Source organism: Bradyrhizobium sp. BRP56 (genome assembly GCF_020194035.1).
In the GTDB taxonomy this organism is placed as follows: domain Bacteria; phylum Pseudomonadota; class Alphaproteobacteria; order Rhizobiales; family Xanthobacteraceae; genus Bradyrhizobium; species Bradyrhizobium australafricanum.
In genome coordinates this window covers 39,108-62,769 of record NZ_JADYVV010000043.1, presented here as the reverse complement: position 1 = coordinate 62,769, position 23,662 = coordinate 39,108, and the positions used below count along the sequence as shown (strand labels likewise).

The following is a 23,662-nucleotide window of genomic DNA, read 5'->3' as shown; positions in this document are numbered from 1 at the left end:
ACTCGGGCTTAACCACAACCAGTGTTTTCCAGTGATGGATGCAGCTGCTTGTTCGAGCAGTCCAACCCGAGCCCGCCTGTTGTCCGGACGTAGCGAGAGCCTTGGTGGCTCTCGCCCGCAGTCTGGTCTAGTCGGCCGATAGAGGAGCGCCGGTCAAGGACCAGCTTTCTCCATCAAATGTCGCAATCCGCAGAGCTCTGAAGGGTGTGTAGTCTCCGGGCCGGGTGCTGATCGCGACGCCTGGGAGCATCATCGGTAATCGTTCGCCATTAAGCGAGGTAGCCTGCTTCATGAGGTTCTCGCGGGTCAGGTCGTCGCCGCATTTGCGCAGAGCCAGCTCCACGGCGTGCACGTTCATATAGGCCACGAGCACGGAATAGTCGTCCGGATTGGCCGAAGGTGCGTACGCCTTCAAGAACTGCTTGTAGGCCTTGACCTCCTCATCATTGGCCCACGCCGGGTCGCCCGGTTGCTTGAGAAATTGCGTTGTAACCAGCCCTTTCGATGCTTCGAGGCCCGCGGGCTTCAGGATGGTTTCGACCGATGCGGTCGAGCCCCCGATCACGTGCAGGGGTTTCCAGCCGAGCTCGTAAACCTTGCGGATCGATTGCGCCGCCGCCTTCGACGAGGACTGTTCGATCAGGGTGTCGACGCCGGCGGCTTTCAGCTGGACGATCTGCGAGTCGATCGTCGGATCGGCGAGCTCGTAGGAGGCCTGAGCGACGATCAGCTCGGCCTTCGGACCGAGGCCGGCGCGGAGGCCCTTCAGGTAGTCTTTGCCATAGTCGTCATTCTGATAGAGGACGCCGATCCTGGCGTCCGGCTTTGCCGTCAGGATGTACTTGGCGACGACGCGGCCTTCGGTTTCGAAGTCGGGATAGAGCGGGATCGTCCAGGGAAAGGCCTTGGGATCGTTGAAGCGGCGTCCGCCGGCGGTGATGAACAGCTGCGGCACCTGCTTGGCGTTCAGATATTTCTGGATCGCGACGTTGGGCGCGGTGCCGATCGTGCCGACCTCGGCCAATATGCCGACGTCCTCGATCAGCTTGCGCGATTGTTCGACCGCCTTCGGCGCGCTGTAGGCATTGTCGAGCTGCGTGAAGTTGATCTTGCGGCCGTTGATGCCGCCTTTGGCATTCAGCATCTCGAAGTAGCCGACCACCGCCCGCCCGGCGCCCGCGCCGAACGCGGATGCGGGGCCACTCAGCGGCGTCGATTGGCCGAGCTTGATCTCGGTATCGCTGGCACCGGGACCGTAGGCTTTCTGTGCATAGGCAGGTACCGCCAGAAGTGCTGACACCGCGCCGGCTATCAGCGCCCGGTTGATGATGTGGTTCAAGTTCGTTCCTCCCTGCAATTGCTTCTTCTTGAAATCGATCTGCACTAGCGCAGCAGCTCGCGGGCGATCACCACGCGCTGGATCTGGTTGGTGCCTTCAAAAATCTGGGTCAGCTTGGCATCGCGCATCATGCGTTCGACCGGATAGTCCATCGTGTAACCGTAGCCGCCGAAGATCTGGACCGCGTCGGTCGTCACCTTCATCGCCATGTCGCTACCGACGCATTTGGCCATGCTGGCAAGCACGTTGAGCCGCTTCCAGTCGCCGGCGTCGCCGGCGCGGGCACATTCGTAGACCAGCGCGCGGGCCGCCTCGATCTGCATGGCCATGTCGGCGAGCATGAACTGCACGCCCTGGAACTCGGCGATCGGCTTCTTGAACTGCTTGCGCTCCTTGGCATAGGCGACGCAGGCATCCAGTGCGCCTTGTGCGAGGCCGACGGATTGCGCGCCGATGGTCGGCCGGTTGAGGTCGAGCGCGCGCATCGACGCGCGAAAGCCCTTGCCTTCCTCACCGACAAGGTTTTCCGCGGGAACGCGGACATTGTCGAAGAAGATCGGCGTGTTGGGCGCGCCGCGAAAGCCCATCTTGCGCTCGTGGCGGCCGAACGTGATGCCCGGCATTCTCTTCGGCTCGACGATGAAGGCGCTGATGCCGTCCGCACCGGCGCCGTCACTGGTTCGCGCCATGACCACGATGTAGTCGGCGGCGACACCATAGCTGCACCACTGCTTGCGGCCGTTCAGGACATAACTATCGCCGTCCTTGCGGGCGCGGGTGTTGAGCGCGGCGACGTCGGAGCCGGCCTGCGGCTCCGAGATCGCGATTGCCGTGACCACGCCACCCTCGGCGATGATCGGCAGATACTTCTTGCGCTGCTCCTCAGAGCCGAAATGCAGCAGCGGCATGATGAACATGGTGTTGAGCGCGGCGATCGACGCACAGGCAGGGGAGACCTTCGAGATCTCCTCGCGCGCGATGCAGGCCATGGTCAGGTTGCCATTCGGGCCGCCATAGCGCTCCGGCACCCAGAGCTGCATCAGTCCCATCTCGCCGAACAGCTTGACCAGTTCGAGCGGGAAGCGGTCGGTTTCGTCGATCTCGGCGGCGATCGGCGCCACGTGCCTGGCGACCATTCTGCGCACGTTGTCGCGGAACGCGACCTGCTCCTCGGAAAAACTCATGCGAACTCCCGTTTCGTTTTCTTTGCCGGAAGCTAAAAAAGGGCTTCCATTGAATGGGTGATCCATTTAATAATTCACCGCATGAGCACCAAGTCAAGCCCTCGCGCGCCGCGGCGCTCCCGTGCCGCCTCGCCGAGCCGCCGGGAGCGGGCCACCGATCATCGTGCGGCCGGCTCGCCGGCCGCGCCGACATTCAAGCCGATTCATACCAGGCGGACGTTCGAGGAGATCTGCGAGCGCATTCGCGAGCAACTCGCGCTCGGCGTGCTGAAGCCCGGCGACAAGCTGCCGGCCGAGCGCGAACTGGCTCAGCAGCTCGGCGTCAGTCGGAATGTGCTGCGGGAAGCATTGCGCAGCCTCGAAATGGCCGGCGTGCTCCGGCTGCAGAAGGGCGTCAAGGGCGGCGCCTTCATCCAGCAGGGCGACACCCGCCGCATGAACGAGGTCATGCGCGACATGCTGAGCCTCGGCACGATTTCGGTGCGGGAATTGTCGGAGGCGCGGGTCCACGTCCTCGACCTCGTGGTGCAGATGGCTTGTGCCAATGCCCGCCGGGCGGATCTCGATGCATTGGAAGCCAATATCGAGCGGACGGAGCTTGCGACGAAGGAGGGGCGGCTGCTCGACCGGGTCGAATGTTCGCGCGAGTTCTACAAGCTGCTGGCGGCCTCGACCGGCAACAAGGTCATTGCGATGATCGTGGACTCGGTCACCGAGATCCACATGCGCTTCGTCTACGCCAAGGTCGCTTCCAGCGGGGTCGCGATGGCACGGCTGGCCGAGAAGCGGCGGCAATTCCTGGCGGCCCTCAGCGAACGGAACGTCGATCTGGCAAGCCGATTGCTGCGATCGCATCTGGAATCCGTGCAGCGCATGCTCGAGCAGGATCCGGGCGCCATGTCGCTTCACGTCGCATTGGCTGACGTGCAGCCGGGCATGCGCCGCTAGGGCGCGCCTGCGTTGCCAATAATCAACAACTCAAACAGCGAAACAATGGAGGCAAACGTGTCCAACTACTCCAAATATGAATGCCTGACGGTCGAGGTCGCGGACAAGGTCGCGACCGTGACCTTGAACCGCCCGCAGGCGCGCAATGCCATCAATCAGAAGCTGATCCGCGAGTTGCGCACGATCTGGGACGACCTCGCCGACGATCACGCCGTTAATGCCGTGGTGCTGACCGGGGCGGGCGACTTCTTCAGCGTCGGTGGCGACGTCAAGGCGATGTCCGAGCGGCCCGGCGGCGACGTGCTCGAAGAGGGCGAGGTACACGATCCCATGATCAGCCGCCGCGGAGTCACCCGCCAGCTCGAGCTCGACAAGCCGATCATCGCGGCGATCAATGGCGATGCCATCGGCCTTGCGGCGACCCATGCGCTGCTTTGCGACATCACGGTGATGGCGGAAGACGCGCGGATCGGCGACACCCACGTCTCGCGTGTCGGCCTCGTCGCCGGCGACGGCGGCACAGTGATCTGGCCGCTGCTGGTTGGCATCAACAAGGCCAAGGAATTCCTGATCCGCGGCACGCTCCTGAAGGGAAATGAGGCGGAGCGGATCGGCCTGGTCAATCATGTCGCGCCGCGCGCGGAGGTGTTGGCCAAGGCCCGCGCGATCGCGGTCGAGCTCGCGAACGGTCCGACCTGGGCCATTCGCTGGACCAAGCTGTCGATCAACCAGATCGTCAAGGAGCGCGTCAACATGCTGCTGGAGGCGTCGATGGCGCTGGAGCAGGTGACGTTCGAGACTGCCGACCACAAGGAAGCGACTATGTCGTTCAAGGAGAAGCGGAAGCCCAGATTCGGCCGGGCATAGCGCGGGCCTCACCATGGCGGCGATCGAAGCGTCGAATGACGATGTCGCAGGAATGCTGCGCGATTCCTTGCGCGGTTTCCTGGACGAGCATTGGCTTCCACTCGGTTTAACCGCATCGTCCTCGCCGGACGAGGTGTCGGCGATCTGGCGCAAGCTCGTTGGGCAGGGCGTCGCCGCGCTCGGTGCGAAGAGCTGTGAAGGCGGGCTCGCAGAAATCCTCGTCGTCATGGCGGAACTCGGCCGGGCCGGCTGCACGGCGCCGATGTGGTCTGCGGCGCTCGCCAATCTTGCGATCTCCGGATCGCAGGTCGACGTCGCGGTGGATCTGCTGGAGCGGCTGCAGTCCGGGGAGGCGACCGTCGCCTTCTCATTCGGTGCGCTGGATCCGGACGCCGGCACAGGAGCGGTTGAGGTCACGGACCTCAAGGCAAAGGGCGTGCTTCGTTTTGTCGAGGCTGCCGGAGGCGCGACGCATCTTCTGGTCGTTCTAGACCAGGCCCAGCTTGGGCTGATCAATCTTGACGGTCCCGGTGTCGAGTGCGTCGCAACCCGCGCGATGGGAGCGTGGGGGCTCTATGAGGTCCGGCTGAACGAAGCGCCGCTCACGTGCATTCCCATAGATGCAGTCGATGTCGACCATCTCCGCATCAAGGGCAGAGCGATGTTGACCGCGCGCGCTCACGGCGCGGCGCGGCGTGCCTTTGAGCTCGCCGTGGACTACGCCAAGGAACGGCACCAGTTCGGGCAGCCGATCGGCAGGTTCCAGGCCATCCAGCACAAGCTGGCCGATTGCCTGATCGCGCTCGAAGGCGTCAGGTTGATCCTCGACCATGCCGCCAGACTGCATGACGGTGGCGAGGGCGGCTGGCGCTACTTCGCCGATTGCGCATCGGCGTTCTCCGGTCATGCGCTGCGGCAGGTGTCGCTGGAGGTCCAGCATACGTTCGGTGCGATCGGCTATGCCGAAGAGCACGAGGCGCCAATCCACTTCAAGCGCGTGCATCTCGATACGATCGCGCTCGGCGGCGCCTCGGATGCCAAGAGCAGGCTGGCAGCGCGGCTGCTGGATGCGGGCGGCGTCGGGCTGCCGCAATATGACCTCGGGGCCGCTGGAAATGCGTTTCGCGAGCAGATCCGGCTCTGGCTCGAGCAAAACTGGACTGGAGATGCGAAGCTAGCATTCGACGGAAGGCCGTTCGCCAAGCGTGAGTTCGATGCGCCCTTCGCCCGCGACATCGGCGGGACCGGATGGATCGGGCTCGGATGGCCAGAGCAATTCGGCGGCCAGGCGCGCTCGCCGCTGGAGCAGATCGCCTTCATGGAGACGATGGAGCGGGGCGAGGCGCCGCGGATCGGTGCGGCGATCCAGGCCAATGCGCTGATGATGTTCGGCACGGCAGCGCAGCAGCAGAAATACCTTCCGGAAATCCTGCGTGGCGAAGCCGTGCATGGCATGGGCTACAGCGAGCCGCAGGCAGGGTCGGACCTTGCGGCGCTGCGCACCAGTGCGGCCAGGGACGGCGGTCACTGGGTGATCAACGGCCAGAAGATCTGGACCACCACCTGGTGGGGGAAATACATGTTCCTCGCCGCGCGGACCGACAAGGACGCCAAGCCGCCGCACGCGGGCATCAGCATGTTCATCGTGCCGATGGATGCGCCGGGCATCACGATCCGTCCGTCTGCGACCATGTATGATGGCACGTTTGCCAACATCTTCTACGACAACGTCCGCATCCCGTCCGAGAACCTCGTTGGCGAGGTCAATGGCGGTTGGAAAGTGTTGACCGGCGCGCTGGCCTTCGAGCGCGGGCTGGTTGGTGGCGGGATCGTCCTGAAGGTCGCGCACACGTTCGAGCAGCTGCGTTCGCATGTGATGGCGAAGCAAGGCGATCGGTCTCTCGCTGATGATCCAATCATCCGCGACAGGATGGCGACCTTGGCGTCAGAGATCGAGATCGGCCGTCTCTTGATGATGCATTGCGCCGAACTTGCCGCCGACGGCGTGACGCCGCCGGAATATGGCGCGATCAGCAAGGTGTTCTCAAGTGAGCTGATGGAGCGCTTCGGCGAGACTGCGCTCGACATTCTTGGCATGCGTGCCGCGCTGTCCGAGCAGATGCCGGGCGCGATCGACAACGGTCGCTTCGAGCAAAACCTGCGGCATTCGCTGATGTGGGTCATCAGCATCGGGACCAACGAGATTCAGCGCAGTCTGATCGCGCAACGCGCGCTCGGGCTGCCGAGATAGGAGAGATTGGATGCAGAAGGATGGCGACAGGGCGCCGCTCGCCGGCGTGCGCGTGCTCGATTTCTCGATCATGGTGGCCGGGCCGTACTGCGCGCGGCTGCTCGCGGACGTCGGCGCCGAGGTCATCAAGATCGAGCCTCCGGAAGGCGACGACATGCGGTTGCGAACGCCGCTGCGCGAAGGCCACAGCACCTATTTCGGCCAGCTCAATGCCGGCAAGCGTAGCCTGGCGCTGGACCTGAAGAATGCCGACGCCATCAGGCTCGTGCATCGAATGGTCGCGGAGGCGGACATTCTCGTCGAGAATTTCCGCCCTGGCGTGATGGACCGCCTCGGTCTTGGCTACGAGACGCTCTGCGAGATCAACCCGCGCCTCATCTATTGCTCGATCTCGGGTTATGGCCAGTCAGGCCCAGCGGCCGAGCGCGCGGCCTATGCGATGATCGTCCATGCCGAGAGCGGATTCGATCACTCCCTGATGCGTTATGCCGGTGACCGGGAGCGTCCCGCGCCGGGCGCGATCTTTGTCGCCGATATCCTCGGCGGCATCTTCGGCTATTCCGCGATCCAGACCGCGATGGTCCAGCGAACGCGCACCGGGAAAGGACAGCGCGTCGATGTAGCCTTGATGGACTGCATGCTGAATCTGCTGGTCTATGAGCTTCAGGAAGCGCAATTCCCGATCCTTGCGCCGCGCCCGACCTATGGGCCGGTCCGCACGCGCGATGGCGATATCCTGATCGCCCCGGTCACGCCGCGTAATTTCGCGGCGCTGTGCGAGGTGACCGGGCAGGAAGAGCTGGTTAACGATCCGCGCTTTTCGACCATTCCAGCGCGCGGCGCCAATTGGACCGCCATGATGCAGGTGATCGAGAAATGGACCGAACGCCACACCGTTGCTGAATGCATCGCGGCGCTGGATCGCGCCGGTGTTCCCTGCGCCGAGTACCGGACGCCGGGCGCGGCGCTGACCGATGCCCATTTGCGCCAACGTGGGGTGTTTGGGACCGTCTCGGACGGGGCCGGTGACTTCGTCGGCGTCAATGCGCCATGGCAGATGTCCGGGGCCGATACGCCGATGGGACGTCAAGTTCCCGGGATCGGCGCGCAGCGGGACGATGTGCTGTCGCGGATCCTGGGCCTGTCGCCGGACGCAATCGCGACGCTTGCCGCTGCAGGTACGTTCGGGAAGGTGCAGGCCTAGGGCCGCTGGACGCCGGCGATTTCAGGTATCGGCCGGACTGTCCGGCGGCGGAGCCTTCGCGATCGCCAGCAGGCATTTCAGGAAATGCGCGCGGTCCTCCTTGCGAAGGGGGGCCAGCATGATGTTTTGCAGCTCGGCGGCGGCCGGAATGACGGCGAGAAGCGCATCCTCGCCTTTAGCCGTGATTTGCACCTGGAGCGAGCGGCGGTCGTCCGGATTGTCTTTCTTCGAGACCAGTCTGCGCGCAACCATGCGCTTCAGCATTTCGCTGAGCGTGTTGCGGTCGCAACTGATCCGGTCCGCTAGTACGGAGGGGGTTAGGGGACCTAACTGATACAGCGCCATCAGCACACCGAACTGCCGCGGCGTGATATCGCTCTGGCGCGTCATGCTTTGATAGAGCCCATCGTAGCGGGCCTCCAGCAGACGCAACAGGAATCCGACACCACCCTCGAGCTGCCAGTCGCGTGCAACGTCTGCCGCCGAGGTTGTCTGCTTGCCTTTATCGGCTGCCATGCCGTTGTCGGATCCCAGCTGCGTTCTGCGAATTGCGCCCTTGCCGTTAGCAGCTTGGCTGATCGTCCTCAACCCCGTGGCGAACCACGTCACCAGCCTCTTCTGAGGAAGTCAGGGTCGCCCTCGGCTCTTGTCAGCCTTCCGATGATGTAGTACGTATACGTATCAAATGCGATGCGAAGACGTCGTTCAGGGAGGTTGAAACTTGGACCTGCGTGAGCTGCTGTCGATTCCCTATTTGCTTGAGGCGGAGGCGGTCGAAACCGAGCCGGGGCAGTGGCGGGTTCGCCTTGCCTATCCGGAGCTGCCGGGGTGCACGGCGGAAGCCGCCGTCGTCGAGGAGGCTCTGCGCGAGCTCGAGCGGCGGCGCATCGAATTGATCGTCGGCCTGGTGGAGGAGGGCAAGCAGCCTCCGATCCCACGCAAGCCGCTCACCGCATCCGATCCGCTTTGGACCGCTCACGATCTCGGACTGTCTGACCGTGTCGCCACCCTTCTCGGCGGCGCGGCGGGCCCGGCCACACGCAATTGAAGGAGGCAAACCCATGCTCTCGCGCGAAGACAATGAACGCCTGGTGAGGGTCGGCAAGGGCACGCCGCTCGGCGAGCTCTTTCGCCTGTACTGGATTCCCTTCCTGCCGTCGGCGGATCTTCCCAAGGACGGACAGCCGAAGCGTATCCGGCTGCTCGGCGAGGACCTGGTCGCTTTCCGCGATACCGAGGGGCGCGTCGGGTTGGTCGACCAGGCCTGCCCGCATCGCGGAGCGCCGCTGATTTTTGCGCGAAATGAGGATTGCGGGCTGCGCTGCGTCTATCACGGCTGGAAATTCGACGTCACCGGCGCCGTGACTGACATGCCGGCAGAGCCAGTGCGCAGCCGCCTCAAGGAGCGGGTGCGGATCAAGGCCTATCCCTGCAAGGAGCGCAACGGGATGATCTGGACCTATATGGGCCCCGACCAGGCCGAGCTCCCGCCGCTGCCGAACCTCGAATGGAATCTGGTGCCGGCCGAGCAGGTGCACATCTCGGTTCGCGTCCAGGAGTGCAATTGGCTGCAGGCGGTCGAGGGTGAGATCGATTCGGCGCACGCGCCGCTGCTTCATGGACGGCTGGATGCGCAGGGCACGACGAGCGCCTGGATCCAGAAGCGCGACCTGCGCCCGACCTTCGAATGCATCAAGCAGGATTTCGGCATGAGCATCGCCGCGCGGCGCAATTACGATGCCAACACGCTGTACTGGCGGGTCAACCAGTTCCTGCTGCCGTTCTATACGCTGGTGCCTCCGCTGTCGCCGTTCCCGGATTTGAGCGGGCACGCCTGGGTGCCGATCGATGACGAGAACACGCTCTGCATCATGTTCTCCTATCATCCCTCGGAGCCGCTGCTGGAGAAAACCCGGCAGGTCTTCGCCGAAGGGCACAAGGGCCGCGAGAGTGGTCATGCCAGCCGCCACGCGCTCGTCCAGCACCCGGTGACGGTCCCGTACGCAGGCTACTGGACGAAATATAATCCGAACAACGGCTTTCAGTTCGACTATGAGGCGCAGCGGACCACCTGGTTCTCGGGCCTGCCGGGGCTCTGGGTGCAGGACGGCGCCTGCCAAAGCGGCGTCTCTCCGATCTTTGATCGTACCAAGGAGACGCTCTGCTCAAGTGATACCGGCATCGCGATGACGCGACGTTTCATTCTTGAAGCGCTTGGCGCCTATCGTGATCACGCGATCAAACCCAAAGGAGTCTTGGACCCGGACGTGTTCATGGTGCGAGCGGTCTCGCTGCGGTTGCCGCCGGAGGATTCCTGGGTTGACGTCGGCGCGCCGTTCATGCGCGCGAAGCTTGGCGCCGATTTCGGGTACGAGCTGTGAGCGCATTCAAACATACGGCTGGTACGCTGGAGGTCCAGGTCAAGCGTATCGGATATGAAGCTGAGCGGATCAATTCGTATGAGCTGATTGCCCCGGCGGGCGGCGAACTGACGCCGTTCACGGCCGGGAGCCACATCGACCTGCATCTGCCGAACGGCATGATCCGCAGCTATTCGCTGGTAAACGACCAATGCGAGCGGTACCGGTATGTCATCGCGGTGAACAGGGATGGCGAGAGCCGGGGTGGGTCCAGCTTCGTCCACGACACCGTCAGGGTCGGGAACATCATAAGGATCTCTGAGCCGCGGAATAACTTCGCGCTCCGTGAGGAGGCCGACCATTCTGTCCTGATCGCCGGGGGCATCGGCATCACGCCGCTGCTATCGATGATCCGACGGCTTGAGGCGCTTGGACGTCACTGGGAGCTGTTCTATGCCGCGAGGACGCGCGCCGCTGCCGCATTCCTCGACGAACTCGGCACGTATCGATCGAGGGTACATCTCGATTTCGACGACGAGCGATCGGGACGGGTGTTCGATCTCCCGGCGCTCGTCAGGAATGCTCCGCCTCGCGCGCATCTCTACTGTTGCGGTCCGGTGCCCATGCTCGAGGCGCTCGAGGCGGCGACGGCCGGTCGCCCGGCCGATCACGTACATGTCGAATATTTCAAGGCCCGGGAAGCGCCAGCCACCGAAGGTGGCTTCGACGTCAAGCTGGCGCGAAGCAACCGCACCATCGCGGTCGAGGCCGGCAAGACCATCCTCGATGCGCTGCTGGAGGCCGGGATAGCCGCGAACTATGCCTGCACCGAAGGTGTCTGCGGCACCTGCGAGACGCGCGTGCTCGAGGGCATACCCGATCATCGCGACCAGTTCCTGAGCAACGATGAGCAGGCGGCGAACAAGAGCGTCATGATCTGCTGCTCGGGCGCCAAGTCCCGAACGCTAGTGCTCGATCTCTAACACAACAACATACGACGGGTGGAAACAATGAAGTATCTTTCGCAGATAGCCGGAATAGCTCTCCTGGCCTTTTGTGCCGGTTCGCCGGCGTCGGCGGTCGCCGCGCGGTCCCTGAAAATCGGCGTACTCAACGACGCGTCCGGCCCTTACTCGGACAATGCCGGCGAAGGTTCGGTGACAGCGGCCAAAATGGCGGCCGAGGACTTCATGCGGCTTCATCCGGATTTCAAGGTCGACATCGTCTCGGCGGACCACCAGAACAAGGCAGATGTCGGCGCCGCCATCGCGCGCCGCTGGATCGATCAGGAGAAGGTCGATGCGGTCGCCGACGTGCCGAACTCGGCCGTTGGGCTGGCGGTCAACGAGGTCGTGCGCGGCACCAAAGCGGCGCTGATCGCATCGAGTGCGGCGTCGTCCGACCTGACCGGGAAATACTGCTCGCCCAATACGATTCAGTGGACCTTCGATACCTGGGCGGCCTCTCACACCATCGGCGCCTATCTCGTGCATCACGGCGGCAAGAAATGGTACTTCATCGCCACCGACAACGCGCTCGGCAAATCGATGGTGCGCGACGGGACGGCGGTGATCGGTGCCGGTGGCGGGACCGTTCTCGGATCGGTCAATGTGCCGATCAACAATGCGGACTATGCCTCGTTCATCCTGCAGGCCGAAGGCTCGGGCGCTGACGTGATCGCGTTCGCGACCGCCGGTGGCGACACCGTCAGCCTGATCAAGCAATCCGCCGAATTCGGGCTGAAGCAGAGCGGGCGTACCTTCGCCGCGTTATTGACCACCACCAACGATGTCGAGTCGAGCGGGCTTGCGGTCGGGGAGGGGCTGATCATCACGCAGCCGTTCTACTGGGACCTCGACGATGCCAGCCGCGCCTGGTCGGCCAAATTCAGCGAGCGGCAGCATGGGCAGTCGCCGACCGCCTTCCACGCCGGCGTCTATTCCTCCGTGCTGGCCTATCTGAACGCGGCGCTGGCGGCGGGAACCAATGACGCGCCGGCCGTGATCCAGAAGCTGAAGGAGAAGCCGATCGATGACGCATTGTTCGGGCCGGTCGTGGTGCGCGCCGACGGCCGCGCCATTCACAACATGTACATCCTGAAGGTGAAGAGCCCCAATGCGTCGAAGAGCAAGTGGGATCTCCTCGAGAAGGTCGGCGTGCTGTCCGGGCCGGAAGCCTTCCGACCGCTCGACCAGGGTGGTTGCTCGCTCGTCGACCCGCCGAAGGGCAATTGACGACGACGGCCGCGATCCTTGGATCAACACTTCTCAAATTTGACGGATATCCCGATGCTGGATCAACTTGTAGCCGACTTCCCCGAGCACACGCCTCGTCCCGCTGGAGCGCCGGCGGCGCTCGAGGGGATCCGGGTGATCGATTTCTCGCATTTCATCGCGGGGCCGTTTGCGACCATGATCCTTGCCGACATGGGGGCCGAGGTGATCAAGATCGAAGCGCCGGGCCGCGGCGACGATCTGCGCCGTTATCCCCCGGTGCATCCCGATCTCAGGCACGGCGCGCCGTTCCTGTGGACCAACCGCAACAAGCGCAGCATTGCCCTCGATCTCAAATCGGCCGAGGGTCTGAAGGTCGCGCGCGAGCTGATCGCGACGGCAGACGTCCTTGTCGAGAATTTTTCTGCGAGCGTGATGGCACGGCTGGGGCTCGACTACGAGAGCTGCCGCAAGATCAAACCCGAGATCATCTACTGCTCGGTGTCGGCCTATGGCCGCGACGGGGCATTTTCGGACCGGCTTGGCTTTGATCCGATCGCGCAGGTCGAGAGCGGCTTCGTGTCGATGAACGGCTATGCCGACCGCGAAGGCGTGCGGGCATTGTCGCCGGTGATGGACATCAGCACCGCCATGATGGCGAGCAATGCGATCCTTGGCGCCTTGTTCGCGCGCGAGCGCAGCGGGCACGGCCAGGCCATCGAGGTGTCATTGTTCGAGAACGCCGTCCTGATGACCGGCTACGCGACCACGCAGTCGCTCTTTAGCGGCGCCGATCCGAAGCGAAGCGGCAATACCAGCCCGGACACGTGTCCGTCAGGTGTGTTCGAGGCCAGCGATTGCTCCTTCTATATCAACTGCGGCAATGACAAGATCTTCCAGCGCCTGATGGCGCAGGTTCTCGAGCGCGAGGATCTCGCGGGGGCCGCAATCTATGCAACCGGCCCCGATCGAATCCGCCGGCGCGAGGAGTTGTTCGCGATCCTCGGCGATGCCTTTGCCCGGCGGCCCTGGTCGCACTGGCAGTCGCGGATGCGGGCGGCCGGCGTGCCCTGCGGCCAGCTGCGCACCGTCGGCGAGGCGATCCGTTCGCCCGAGGCGAGGGAGCGCGGGATCGTCACCCGGATCCCGCATGAGACGGTGGGGTGGGTGCCGAACGTGAACCTGCCGATCCGGTATTCGCGGACACCGATCGTGGATCCCGTTGCGGCACCGGCAGTTGGGGAGCACACCGAGAACGTGCTGCTTGAGTTGCTCGGCTACGACAAGAGGGAGATCGCGCGCCTTGCCGGAGGCGGAGCCTTCGGCAGCGAGGCTTCGCGACAGGATGCCAAACCGTGACCGGGCGCGCGCGAGACGAGCGGACGCTGCGGGGCCGTGTGGCCGTGATCGGGATCGGTGAAACCGAATACTATCGTCATGGCGATTCTCCCGATCCGGAATTCAAGCTCGCGTTGAAGGCGATCCTGGCGGCTTGCGAGGATGCCGGGCTCGATCCCCGCGAGATCGATGGCTTCTCGTCCTACAGCGACGATCGCAGCGAGGCGTCACGGCTGGCTGCGGCGCTGGGGACGCATCGACTGCGCTCCGCGACCATGCAATGGGGCGGGGGCGGCGGCGGTTGCAGCGCGGCGGTTGCCAATGCGGCCGCCTCGATCGTCGCGGGCCTTGCCGATTGTGTCGTGGTGTTCCGCTCATTGGCGCAGGGCCAATATGGGCGTTTCGGACAGGCGGCCGGGATTCACACCGTTTCGGGCGAACGGTCCTATCTGATGCCCTATGGGGTGCTGGCTCCCCCGCAGCGCTTTGCCATGCGGGTGCAGCGCTACATGCACGAGCATGGCGTGCGACAGGAGGCTTTGCGCGCGATTGCGCTCGCCTCCTATCATCATGCCCAGGCCAACCCGCGCGCGGTGATGCGGGGCAAGCCGCTGGATGTCGATAAATACGATGCCTCGCGCTGGATCGTGGAGCCCTTCCATCTTTACGATTGCTGCATGGAAAATGACGGCGCAGCTGCATTGGTGCTGGTATCGGCAGAGCGCGCCAGCGACTTCCGGCACAAGCCGGCCTATCTGCTCGGTGCGGCCTTCGGATCCGGGCATCGTGCGGCGGCAACGGCGCACAACGCGCCGCTCTACGCCACCGCGAACTTCGACACTGTCGCGCCCGATCTGTACCGCATGGCCGGGGTGGGGCCGTCAGATGTCGGTGTGGTCCAGGCGTACGAGAACTTCACCGGCGGTGTCGTGATGGCGCTGGCGGAGCACGGCTTCTTCAGGCCCGAGAAGGCCAACGACTTCCTGACTTTCGACAATTTGATCGCTCCATCCGGGAGGCTCCCGCTCAACACCAGTGGCGGCAACCTTGCCGAATGCTACATGCACGGCTTTGAGCTGGTGCTTGAAGCGGTTCGTCAGGTGCGTGGCGCATCGGCGAGCCAGTCTCGACGAAATGATGTGGCGCTCGTGATCGGCGGCCCGATGGTGACGCCGGCCAGCAACCTCATTCTGGGTTCAGAGGCGACGCTATGAGTGGGTCTTCACGTGCGCACTATCTTCCCGCCGGGTTGCCCATTCCGGTCAGTGACCCAGATGGGCTTTCGGCACCGTATTGGATGGGCCTGCGGGAAAACCGCCTGCTGGTGCAACGCTGCGCCGGCTGCCGTTCCTGGCAATTCGGCCCCGAATGGATTTGCCACAATTGTCATTCCTTTGACCTTACGTGGACTGACGTCGAGCCGACCGGCCGCATCTACAGTTGGGAACGCGTGTGGCATCCGTCGCACCCGGCGCTAAAGCAGCACGGCCCATATCTCGCGCTGCTCGTCGAGCTGCCACACGCCGGTGGCGTGCGCATGGTGGGTAATCTGCTGGGCGACCCGCGCCAGACCGTGATCATCGGAACTGAGGTTGGAGGGGTCTTCGAACATCACCCGGCGTCCGACCCATCCTTTTCGTTGCTGCAATGGCGGCTGAAGCAAGGCGCTGACCGGGTGGGCGCTCACTCGACCGGCTAACAAGTTTTGTGGATTGGCAAGAATATCAGACGCAGACGAGCCGGACCCGGTGTGTCGACGTTGTTTCCTTGGCTTAAGCGGGCTCAAACAAGCGCAGGGATGGATGGGGCGAAAGTTCAAGTATTGCCGTGACTTGGAAGATCGCTTGAGCAGCGAGAGGTCAAGAAAAATCCATCGCCGGATGGATGGCGTCGGATGCAAGACCGAAAGCGGGCAATCAATAACGGCCACCGTCGCGCTTCTGCTGGGCGATCCACTCCGACAACGTCTTTTTCGACGTCGGTGCTGAGGTCCGGCTTGGCGATGTTCCCGGGTTCTCGCCCGCGCCCCTTGCCGAGCGGGTTCGCTCCTTATCCGTCCTGTTCAAGGCAGCAATCGAACTTTCTGCAGCTTCCTTCTCGAGACGCAGCTTTTTCAATCGCGCCATCTTGTCGCGTTCTGCATCTGCTTCGGGTCCCTCGGACAAGAGCGTCCTTTGCTGAGCATCCTCCGCCGAGACCACGATGCCCACAACCGTCGTCTCTCCAAGCGCCTTGCAAGCTTCGAGCCGCTGTAGTCCCTCGACCAGAACGAAGCGGTCTTCGTCGGGTCTGACGAGAATGGGGGTTTGTTGTCCGATTTCCAGAATGCTTCCAGCGATCTCCTCGACGACTTGAGGCTTGATTGCCTTCCTTCTTTTCACGGGAACGTAGATCTTCTCGATTGGGAAGCTTTCCGGCTTGGGCATAACGTCTACTCCGCTGTACAGGCCCGTCCGAAACGCATGCCGGGGAGGCAGGATTTTAAGAATGAACCGCTCGGCTGCAATGGCAATCTTAGCGCGCCGAGGCTTGATCGGTGTGGGACCCGGGCGCATTCTGAGCGGTGCAACGCCAACGCGTGATTGTCCGGCGAGCGGTTGCGGTGAGGGTAGGCTATGCCCCTTGTTTCCATCCAGGATCGCGACGCGGTCCGCGTCATCACCTATGCTAACGTCCCATTCGGTACCATGACGGCCGCCGGGGCGGCTGAGATGTTCGATGCGGTCGCCGCTGCAGGAATGGCCCCATCGGTCCGGGTCATTGTCATTACAGGGGGCCTACCCGGCATTTTCATCCGTCACTACGACGTTGCGGAACTCTCCGAGGCCGCAGATGCCATTGAGCGCGGAGCGTCTCGCGCCCCGTCGTCGCCTGGTCCTCGGCCACCTGGTTTCCACGCGCTGACGGATGCGATTGCAGCCGTCGACAAGCCGGTCATTGCGGCAATCAATGGCCTGTGCATGGGAGGTGGCTTCGAGCTTTCGTTGGCATGCGACCTGCGCATCGCCGGGAGCAGTGTTACGGCGATCGGACTTCCGGAAACGCGCATCGGCATCTTTCCGGGTGGTGGCGGTACACAGCGTTTGCCCCGGATCGTTGGAGAGGCCAGGGCGCTCGAGATGATCCTTCGTGGCCTGACAGTGACGGGACAGCGCGCGCACGAAATCGGAATTGTGCATGAAGTTGTCGCCGATCCGCTCGCGCGCTCCCTTGAGATCGGCGCTGAGCTGTCGGGCCGAAGTGCCGCAGGCCTGGCCTTTGCCAAGCGCCTTACCCGGTCAGCTCTCGACCGTCCGTTGGCCGAAGGCCTGGCCGACGAGCGCAAAAGCTTTGCCACCGTGATGAGGAGAGCTTCGGCTCGGGAAGGCCTGCGGGCCGGCCGGCCACCAGCCGAAATCCAGAAGCTCTAATGTCACACGGCTCCCCTTGAGGTAGCCGGACGCTCGCACTCGAGAGCTTCCCGGTGAGCTTGAAACGTGGCTCATGAGGGCTGAAAGGTTCTGATCTCCCAGCGAGAGCACCTTGACGCTATGCTTGAGCGGAGATGGCGCCATGGGCGTAAGGGTACACGACCATGCTCATGATGAGGTCAGTCCTCAGGTCCATGACGCGGCGATATCTTCAGCGCAAGAGCTTCAAATTGCCCGTCAGCGACCGAACCCATTTCTCAGGCCCGTAGAAGCCCAAGCCGTCGATCGTCTCGTTCGAGAGCGCGCGCAGCGGAAATTCGGCGAGATAGTCCTCAAAGCGGTGGAGCCCCCTGGCGAATTGAGGAAAGGGGACCAAAACGGCGCCGCTCGCCAATGGCTGCGCGCGCGTCAGCAGTACGGACAGCGCTTCGGGCGTGGCTTGCAGAATTGGTACCGGACGGTTCGCGCTGGTCCGGACAGTGAGCCCGTTGCCGTCGGTCAAGAGGTTTCCTCCAAGGTCCGGCTCCGCGGCGCCGATACCGATGCTCAAGGCCGCAACTGTGTTCGCAATCAACCCAAGCGGCAAGGCTGGATTCACAACAATGGCGATGCGCGCGCTGGCGGTATTCATTTGGAAACCATCTCTGCAGCCGGGTAAGTCCCAGTACACCTCGATGCTTCCCTGCCGGGAAGCTTTCCCTGATCGTTGCTGCAGTCATTCGATCAAGATGTCTGGCGCTAGCTGGCTGGCAGGATCTATTGCATAGACCGACAGGTCGTCGACACCCTGCAAACGCAAAACCTCCTCGTCGATCAAGGTTCTGCCCGAGAATGCGCGACTGTCTTGCGTAACGATGAAGTGTGCCGCATCGGCCATGATTGAAGGCGAGCGGCTGCGGCGATAATCCGACCCGTAGTGCACACGCACGGCATCGGTCGCAATCATGGTTTTTGGCCAAAGAGCATTGGCGGCAATTCCAAACGATCGAAATTCCTCGGCCAGCGCCAGCGTGTACATCGTCATGCTGTACTTCGAGGTGGCGTATGCGGGATACTTGCCGAGCCAGATCGCCGACCTTGGCAGTGGCGGCGACAAGGTGAGAACGTGGGGATTTGACGACCGCTTCAGGTGCGGTACAGCATGATAGGCACAGATGTAGGTCGCCCTGCCGTTCACCGCACTCAGCAAATCGAACTTCCTGGCCGGCGTATCGAGCAATCCGGTCGGACTGATGGCGCTGGCATTGTTCACGAGGATGTCCAACCCGCCGAATTCCTGAACCGTCCTTTCGATGGCGTTTGCGAGTGCGTCTGCGTCGCGCACATCGACACGGAGGGGAAGGGCGGCGGTACCGAGCTTACGAATGTCTTCGGCCACTGTATGGATAGTTCCGGGAAGAGTTGGATGCGGCTCGCTCGATTTGGCCGCGAGCGCAACTCGCGCTCCTTCCGATGCGAATTTAAGCGCGATCTCCCGGCCTATGCCGCGGCTCGCGCCTGTAATGAAAACGACCTTACCGTCCAGGGATCCCATTTTCTCACTCTCCTGCGAATATTGGCGGCCGCCTATCGTTGAACGCCTTCATGCCCTCGCGAAAGTCCGCCGAGGAGGCGCAGTCGACGAATGAAGCTAGCTCGGCCGACAGTTGTTCGTCGAACGTTGCGGTATCGGCGCTCCAGACCAGGGCTTTCACCGCACGGCTTGCGGCGGGTGAGTTATCGGCTAGCGCCCGCGCCATTCGGGTCAGCTCGGCCTCGAGCTCCTGCTCTGCACATACTCTCGTGATCAATCCGCGCGACAGTGCCTCGCTTGCGCTTGTGCGGTCAGAGAGGAGCATCAACTCCAGCGCTCGTCTTGGCCCCGCCAGGCGCGTCAGCGAGTGACTCATGCCGCCATCGGCGGGAACGCCCAGCCGCCGGTACGCTACTGAAAAATGTGCCGTGTCGGCGGCTAGAACGAAATCACAGGCCAACGCCAGGGACATTGCTCCGCCGGCGCAAGCCCCGTGGACCGCGGCGATAGCCGGCTTTCCTGAGCGTCTCAGTGAAACGAGCGCGTCGTGGAAAGCAGTAATGATGTCCATTGCAAGCCGCGGGAAGGTGGCGCCGGCAGCGGAGAAAGCTCGAAGATCTCCGCCGACCGAGAAATTTGCTCCGCGGCCTCGGATGACGACGACCTTGACGCTGGCGTCACGTTCGAGGTCGAAGGCAGCTGCCCTGAGCGCAGTCGCCAGCCCGAGCTCGATCCCATTGCCTCGCTCCGGCCGGTTCAGCCAAATCGTCCCGATCCTGTCGGCAACGACGAGTTCGATTGGAGATGATGCTGTGGTCACGAACTGATCGTCCTTCCGATGTTCGGCAATGAATTGCCTTACTTGTTTCCCAAAATCCGCCCGGCCAAGCAGTGGCCTTCGCTCGCTCTTTGCGCCGATCAGGTCGTTTCACTTCTTGAGAAGCGCGCACTTCGACTCGCTGACAGGCCGATAGGCGTCTTCACCCCGGATTGTCTTGACGATCTCGAGATAGTCCCACGGCTCCTTCGAATCTGATGGCTTCTTCACGCGCGCCAGGTACATGTCACGGATGACCCGCCCATCCTCGCGCAGCCTGGCGCCATGTACGAATGTGTCCTCGACCGGAAGTTCGCGCATCTTGGCCATGACCGCGGCGGGATCATCTGTGCCGGCGGCCTTGATCGCCTTGAGATAGTGCAGCACAGAGCCGTAGACGCCGGTGTGAATCATGGTCGGCATGACGTTGGTCCGGGTGAAGAACCTCTTTGACCAGGCGCGGGTCTTGTCATCCATGTTCCAGTAGGAGGCCGTCGTCATGTAAGTGCCTTGTGCGGCCTGCAGGCCGACAGCGTGCACGTCGGTATCGAACATCAGCAGGCCAACAAGCTTCTGGCCGGCCTGAACCAGGCCGAATTCACCGGATTGCTTGATGGCATTGTCGGTGTCCTGGCCAGCATTGGCAAAGGCCACAACATCCGCCTTGGAGTTTTGCGCCTGCAGTACAAAAGACGAGAAGTCGGCTGTGTTGGTCGGATGCCGCACGTTGCCGAGTACCTTGCCGTCCAGCTCCTTGATGAAACGCGTCGCGTCTTTCTCGAGTTGCTGGCCGAACGCGTAGTCGGCGGTGACAAAAAACCAGGACTTGCCACCCTCCTTGATAACAGCCGACGCCGTCACTTTGGATAGCGCGTAGGTATCGTAAGAAAAATGTACGGTGTTGGGGCTGCACAATTCGTCGGTCAGGGAGCTCGCGCCCGGGCCGGACAGCAGCGCGATCTTGTTGCGCTCCCGCACCATATTGTGAACGGCGATCGCAATTCCCGAGTTCGGAATGTCCGCTACCGCGTCGACCTTGCCGTTGTCGAACCAGTCGCGAACGATCTGCAGGCCGACGTCGGTCTTCATCTGGTGGTCGGCGCTGACGATCTCGATTGGCTTTCCGAGCACTGTCGGGCCAAACTCCTCAACGGCCATTTTCGCCGCCTCGACCGAGCCGGGACCGCTGTTGTCGCGTCCCCAACTTGACAGGTCAGTCAGCACGCCAATCCGGACCACGTCATTCGAGATTTGGGCGGAGGCGGTCGACGCTGTCGCAACCAGGATGGCCAGGGCCAGGAAATTCCTCTTCACGTGTTCTCCCTTATTGTTTTATCGGACAGTGGAATGGTCGGCCGCCCAGATGTCTGCGCGACGATGTGGTCGGGCCGAACGCAGCCGTTACGGCTACGTCTTATCGAATCGCGGCTCGCGCTTTTCCCGGAATGCATTGATGCCTTCGCGTGCATCGGCGTGCATCAGCAGGAACGGAAACCCATCGATCGCATGACGCATCTCGTTGCCGCCAAGACCGCGATTGTAAAAGGACTTGGCCATCTGCACGGCAAGGCGAGGCTGTGAGGCGATGCGTTGCGCGAACGCGATTGCGTCGACGAGAAGACGTTCGTCGGGAACGACGCGCGATACGAGTCCAAGACGACTTGCTTCCGCGGCGTCGACAGGGTCGCCGAGGATGCTCATTTCCTTGGCTTTTGCGCGCCCGACGATGTCCTGAAGCCGAACGATAGCGAAGCCGGGCAGCAGCCCGAGCTTGATCTCGGGTACGGCAAAGCGAGCGCTCTCGGCCGCCAGGATGAAGTCGGACGCAATGGCGAGCTCAAATCCGCCGCCATAGGCTATTCCGTTGACCGCGGCGATCACCGGCTTGAGGGCCCGTTCGGGAGCGCTCAGGACCTCCATGGCGTCGATGAAGAACGCGCGCGCTTTCTCCGGATCGAAATCGAAGGTGCCGATATCGGCGCCAGCGCAGAATGCCTTGCCACCGGCGCCGGTGATGATGCTGACACGTACCGCATCGTCCTGATCAGCCCGCTGTAGTCCTTCGCGGATGCCCATGCGAATGCCGCTGGTCAGTGCGTTCAGCTTTTTGGGTTCGTCGAGCGTCAGGATCGCGATGTTGCCCTGAACATCATAATTTACACTTCCCAATCGTAACATGTGCTTTCCTGAAGGGTTCGTGAGGAGGTGGCTATTGCGGGTCAGGCTCGACGACGGCGACGACGGCGTTTCGCTCGACGGTGTCGCCGGGTTTGAAGTGGACGGCGGTCACGACGCCGTCCACCTCGCTGGCAATGCGCAGTTCCATCTTCATGGATTCCATGACAACGGTCGGATCGCCTGCCTTCACGCGGCTACCGACCGTGACATTGATCTTCAACACCACGCCGGTCATCGGGGCGCGCAGTTCGCCGCTGATCTCGGCGTCGGTGCTGATGTATCTGAGGTAGGGGATCGCGGTCATGGTATGGGCGCGGCGCGGATCGTGCACGAAGATCGCCTGGTCGTTCTGTACGATCCGCACGGTCTCGCAGCGCGCGTTGACTGTGGCTGCGAACATGCCATCGGCAAGCGGCGACAGTTGCACCCGAATCCTGTCATCGTCGACACCGATCAGCATCGCGCCATCTGGCTGCAAGGGCGCAAAGCGGATCTCCGCGCTGTCGCCTGCGGCCTCGAGGTGGAGAATGGGGATCGGTGACAAGCCGTCATCGGCTGCCGCCATCTGCCAGCCGGTCAGACTGTTGGACTGCCAGGGGTTGCCGGAAGCGGCAGCGCGCTGGCGCATCATCCAGAAAAACGCACCAACCGCCAGCGCTTCCGGGTCAATGTCGCCAGCGGTGGCCGCGAGCGCATCGATCTGTTCGTCGATCAGACGGGTATGAAAAGTCGCGGCCCGGGTCGCAGGCAAGGCGATCAATCGACGGAGAAAATCCCGGTTGGTGACGACACCGAAGATCGAGGTTTCACCGAGCGCGCGATCGAGTTGGTCGAGCGTCTGATCGCGGGAGGCGGCATGAGCAATCAGCTTGGCGAGCATCGAGTCGTAATAGGGCGTAACGATCGACCCACTTTCGACGCCGGTCTCGACGCGAATGCCGCTGGACGGGAACCTGACATGGGCGAGCTCTCCAGTGGATGGCATGAAGCCGTCATTCGGATCTTCGGCGCAGATCCGCGCCTCGATCGCGTGGCCCTGGCACAACACTTCGCCCTGCTTCATAGGCAGGCCTTCGCCAGCGGCGATGCGGAGCATAGCCTCGACGATGTCGATGCCGGTAACCATCTCGGTTACGGGATGCTCGACCTGGAGCCGGGGATTGACCTCCAGGAAATAATGGTCGGTGCCGGTGACGATGAATTCGACCGTGCCGACGCCACGATATCTGAGCCTGCGTCCGAGCCGGACAGCGTCGTCGAGGATACGCTGGCGTAAGGCGGGAGCCAGGTTGGCAGCTGGCGCTTCCTCGATGAGCTTCTGGTGGCGACGCTGCAGCGTGCATTCACGTTCGAACAGGTGGATCACGTTGCCGTCGCCGTCACCCGCGATTTGCACCTCGATGTGCCTGCCTTGCAGGATCAGTTTCTCGACGATCAGCCTTGCGTCGCCGAAAGCATTCCTTGCCTCACGCATCGCGGACTCGATTTCGTCGGCAAGTCCGTCGTAGGTCGAGATCGCCCGCATTCCCTTGCCACCGCCGCCGGCCGCGGCCTTGAGCATGACCGGCAGTGCGAGCCGGCGGACGATGCGTTCGACTTCGAGGCGATCCTCGCTCGGAGCTTCGCTTCCGGGTACTGTGGGGACACCGGCGGCGACGGCTTCCCGCTTCGCGGATGCCTTGTCGCCCAGCCGCTCGATGGTATCCGGCGTCGGTCCGATGAATACCAGTCCGGCTGCTTCGACCGCCCGGGCAAAGTCAGTGTTTTCCGCGAGGAAGCCGAAGCCAGGATGGATCGCTTCCGCGCCGGTGGTTTTCGCGGCGGCGATGATGGCATCGATCCGCAGATAGCTTTCCGATGCCGGCGCGCCGCCGATCCCGATGGATTCACCGATAACCCTGACGTGCAAGGCGTCGGCATCTGCGGTGGAGTGCACGGTGGAAACCGCAACGCCGAGCCGTTGGCAGGTGCGGGCGATGCGGCAGGCGATTTCGCCTCGATTGGCAATCAGAATTTTCCTGAACATGGCGGCCCCCTTCG

22 protein-coding genes are annotated in these 23,662 nt (G+C 63.0%); 12 read left to right on the top strand and 10 right to left on the bottom strand.

Translation table 11 applies throughout. From position 1 onward, the window contains the following. Positions 1–127: 127 nt before the first annotated feature. The gene (locus I6F38_RS27210) at positions 128–1,330 is read right to left on the bottom strand and encodes an ABC transporter substrate-binding protein (protein WP_225162505.1); all 1,203 of its coding nucleotides are present in this window, start codon (positions 1,328–1,330) and stop codon (positions 128–130) included. A 53-nt stretch (positions 1,331–1,383) separates the two neighbouring features. Next, positions 1,384–2,523 (bottom strand): acyl-CoA dehydrogenase family protein, encoded by a 1,140-nt coding sequence (locus I6F38_RS27205; RefSeq protein ID WP_057017207.1) that lies wholly within the window; start codon positions 2,521–2,523, stop codon positions 1,384–1,386. Positions 2,524–2,604: 81 nt separating this feature from the next. Between I6F38_RS27205 and I6F38_RS27200 the strand changes: the two genes are divergently transcribed. From I6F38_RS27200 to I6F38_RS27185, 4 genes are read left to right on the top strand one after another with little or no spacing between them, the layout of a single operon-like run. Continuing rightward, positions 2,605–3,471, top strand: a complete 867-nt coding sequence (locus I6F38_RS27200; RefSeq protein ID WP_225162499.1) for a GntR family transcriptional regulator — start codon at positions 2,605–2,607, stop codon at positions 3,469–3,471. A gap of 57 nt (positions 3,472–3,528) precedes the next feature. Continuing rightward, positions 3,529–4,338 (top strand): enoyl-CoA hydratase-related protein, encoded by an 810-nt coding sequence (locus tag I6F38_RS27195; protein WP_225162498.1) that lies wholly within the window; start codon positions 3,529–3,531, stop codon positions 4,336–4,338. Between the two features lie 13 nt (positions 4,339–4,351). Next, positions 4,352–6,589 (top strand): acyl-CoA dehydrogenase family protein, encoded by a 2,238-nt coding sequence (locus I6F38_RS27190; RefSeq protein ID WP_225162497.1) that lies wholly within the window; start codon positions 4,352–4,354, stop codon positions 6,587–6,589. 10 nt (positions 6,590–6,599) lie between these two features. Then, positions 6,600–7,793 carry a CaiB/BaiF CoA-transferase family protein gene (locus tag I6F38_RS27185; protein WP_225162496.1) on the top strand — a complete coding sequence of 398 codons (1,194 nt, stop codon included), beginning with the start codon at positions 6,600–6,602 and terminating at the stop codon, positions 7,791–7,793. A 21-nt stretch (positions 7,794–7,814) separates the two neighbouring features. Here the strand turns inward: I6F38_RS27185 and I6F38_RS27180 are convergent, their stop codons facing one another. Continuing rightward, on the bottom strand, positions 7,815–8,402 hold the full coding sequence (locus tag I6F38_RS27180; protein WP_225162495.1) for a MarR family winged helix-turn-helix transcriptional regulator: 588 nt from the start codon (positions 8,400–8,402) through the stop codon (positions 7,815–7,817). Positions 8,403–8,514: 112 nt separating this feature from the next. On the opposite strand from I6F38_RS27180, the gene I6F38_RS27175 reads away from it, so the two are divergent. The 7 genes from I6F38_RS27175 to I6F38_RS27145 all read left to right on the top strand — a co-directional run bounded on the left by I6F38_RS27175 (position 8,515) and on the right by I6F38_RS27145 (position 15,403). Continuing rightward, on the top strand, positions 8,515–8,841 hold the full coding sequence (locus tag I6F38_RS27175; protein WP_028342818.1) for a hypothetical protein: 327 nt from the start codon (positions 8,515–8,517) through the stop codon (positions 8,839–8,841). 13 nt (positions 8,842–8,854) lie between these two features. Continuing rightward, on the top strand, positions 8,855–10,174 hold the full coding sequence (locus tag I6F38_RS27170; RefSeq protein ID WP_038381893.1) for a Rieske 2Fe-2S domain-containing protein: 1,320 nt from the start codon (positions 8,855–8,857) through the stop codon (positions 10,172–10,174). After that, a complete protein-coding gene (locus tag I6F38_RS27165; RefSeq protein ID WP_225162494.1) occupies positions 10,171–11,136 on the top strand; it encodes a PDR/VanB family oxidoreductase in 966 nt (321 codons plus the stop codon). Before I6F38_RS27170 ends, I6F38_RS27165 begins: the two co-directional genes overlap by 4 nt. Before the next feature lie 27 nt (positions 11,137–11,163). Continuing rightward, on the top strand, positions 11,164–12,387 hold the full coding sequence (locus tag I6F38_RS27160; RefSeq protein ID WP_225162493.1) for an ABC transporter substrate-binding protein: 1,224 nt from the start codon (positions 11,164–11,166) through the stop codon (positions 12,385–12,387). A 54-nt stretch (positions 12,388–12,441) separates the two neighbouring features. Beyond that, positions 12,442–13,725, top strand: a complete 1,284-nt coding sequence (locus I6F38_RS27155) for a CoA transferase (RefSeq protein ID WP_225162492.1) — start codon at positions 12,442–12,444, stop codon at positions 13,723–13,725. Further along, entirely contained in the window at positions 13,722–14,918 is a 1,197-nt protein-coding gene (locus tag I6F38_RS27150; RefSeq protein WP_225162491.1) for an acetyl-CoA acetyltransferase, read from the top strand. The genes I6F38_RS27155 and I6F38_RS27150 overlap by 4 nt, the downstream gene beginning before the upstream one ends. 83 nt (positions 14,919–15,001) lie before the next feature. Then, the gene (locus I6F38_RS27145; RefSeq protein ID WP_038381889.1) at positions 15,002–15,403 is read left to right on the top strand and encodes a zinc ribbon domain-containing protein; all 402 of its coding nucleotides are present in this window, start codon (positions 15,002–15,004) and stop codon (positions 15,401–15,403) included. Positions 15,404–15,620: 217 nt separating this feature from the next. On the opposite strand, the gene I6F38_RS27140 is transcribed toward I6F38_RS27145, so the two are convergent. After that, positions 15,621–16,130, bottom strand: coding sequence for a ParB N-terminal domain-containing protein (locus tag I6F38_RS27140; RefSeq protein WP_225162489.1), 510 nt, complete (start codon positions 16,128–16,130; stop codon positions 15,621–15,623). 189 nt (positions 16,131–16,319) lie between these two features. Between I6F38_RS27140 and I6F38_RS27135 the strand changes: the two genes are divergently transcribed. Then, on the top strand, positions 16,320–17,114 hold the full coding sequence (locus tag I6F38_RS27135; RefSeq protein WP_225162488.1) for an enoyl-CoA hydratase/isomerase family protein: 795 nt from the start codon (positions 16,320–16,322) through the stop codon (positions 17,112–17,114). 211 nt (positions 17,115–17,325) lie between these two features. Here I6F38_RS27135 and I6F38_RS27130 read toward each other — a convergent pair whose 3' ends face one another. The 6 genes from I6F38_RS27130 to I6F38_RS27105 form a co-directional block, all read right to left on the bottom strand. After that, entirely contained in the window at positions 17,326–17,745 is a 420-nt protein-coding gene (locus tag I6F38_RS27130) for a DUF2000 domain-containing protein (RefSeq protein ID WP_209909278.1), read from the bottom strand. Between the two features lie 84 nt (positions 17,746–17,829). Next, entirely contained in the window at positions 17,830–18,648 is an 819-nt protein-coding gene (locus I6F38_RS27125; RefSeq protein ID WP_225162487.1) for an NAD(P)-dependent oxidoreductase, read from the bottom strand. Between the two features lie 4 nt (positions 18,649–18,652). Then, on the bottom strand, positions 18,653–19,447 hold the full coding sequence (locus tag I6F38_RS27120; RefSeq protein ID WP_225162486.1) for an enoyl-CoA hydratase-related protein: 795 nt from the start codon (positions 19,445–19,447) through the stop codon (positions 18,653–18,655). 108 nt (positions 19,448–19,555) lie between these two features. Beyond that, positions 19,556–20,758: an ABC transporter substrate-binding protein gene (locus I6F38_RS27115; RefSeq protein WP_225162485.1), complete on the bottom strand. Its 1,203-nt coding sequence runs from the start codon at positions 20,756–20,758 to the stop codon at positions 19,556–19,558. A gap of 93 nt (positions 20,759–20,851) precedes the next feature. Next, positions 20,852–21,622, bottom strand: a complete 771-nt coding sequence (locus tag I6F38_RS27110) for an enoyl-CoA hydratase-related protein (protein WP_225162484.1) — start codon at positions 21,620–21,622, stop codon at positions 20,852–20,854. A gap of 31 nt (positions 21,623–21,653) precedes the next feature. Further along, complete coding sequence (locus I6F38_RS27105; protein ID WP_225162483.1) at positions 21,654–23,648, bottom strand: biotin carboxylase N-terminal domain-containing protein; 1,995 nt, start codon at positions 23,646–23,648, stop codon at positions 21,654–21,656. Between the last annotated feature and the right edge of the window lie 14 nt (positions 23,649–23,662).

Bases quoted from the DNA above. Each gene is read 5' to 3' on its own strand.
- I6F38_RS27205 (WP_057017207.1), bottom strand. From the start codon at position 2,523: ATGAGTTTTTCCGAGGAGCAGGTCGCGTTCCGCGACAACGTGCGCAGA.
- I6F38_RS27200 (WP_225162499.1), top strand. From the start codon at position 2,605: ATGAGCACCAAGTCAAGCCCTCGCGCGCCGCGGCGCTCCCGTGCCGCC.
- I6F38_RS27190 (WP_225162497.1), top strand. From the start codon at position 4,352: ATGGCGGCGATCGAAGCGTCGAATGACGATGTCGCAGGAATGCTGCGC.
- I6F38_RS27185 (WP_225162496.1), top strand. From the start codon at position 6,600: ATGCAGAAGGATGGCGACAGGGCGCCGCTCGCCGGCGTGCGCGTGCTC.
- I6F38_RS27170 (WP_038381893.1), top strand. From the start codon at position 8,855: ATGCTCTCGCGCGAAGACAATGAACGCCTGGTGAGGGTCGGCAAGGGC.
- I6F38_RS27160 (WP_225162493.1), top strand. From the start codon at position 11,164: ATGAAGTATCTTTCGCAGATAGCCGGAATAGCTCTCCTGGCCTTTTGT.
- I6F38_RS27155 (WP_225162492.1), top strand. From the start codon at position 12,442: ATGCTGGATCAACTTGTAGCCGACTTCCCCGAGCACACGCCTCGTCCC.
- I6F38_RS27145 (WP_038381889.1), top strand. From the start codon at position 15,002: ATGGGCCTGCGGGAAAACCGCCTGCTGGTGCAACGCTGCGCCGGCTGC.
- I6F38_RS27140 (WP_225162489.1), bottom strand. From the start codon at position 16,130: ATGCCCAAGCCGGAAAGCTTCCCAATCGAGAAGATCTACGTTCCCGTG.
- I6F38_RS27135 (WP_225162488.1), top strand. From the start codon at position 16,320: ATGCCCCTTGTTTCCATCCAGGATCGCGACGCGGTCCGCGTCATCACC.
- I6F38_RS27130 (WP_209909278.1), bottom strand. From the start codon at position 17,745: ATGAATACCGCCAGCGCGCGCATCGCCATTGTTGTGAATCCAGCCTTG.
- I6F38_RS27125 (WP_225162487.1), bottom strand. From the start codon at position 18,648: ATGGGATCCCTGGACGGTAAGGTCGTTTTCATTACAGGCGCGAGCCGC.
- I6F38_RS27110 (WP_225162484.1), bottom strand. From the start codon at position 21,622: ATGTTACGATTGGGAAGTGTAAATTATGATGTTCAGGGCAACATCGCG.
- I6F38_RS27105 (WP_225162483.1), bottom strand. From the start codon at position 23,648: ATGTTCAGGAAAATTCTGATTGCCAATCGAGGCGAAATCGCCTGCCGC.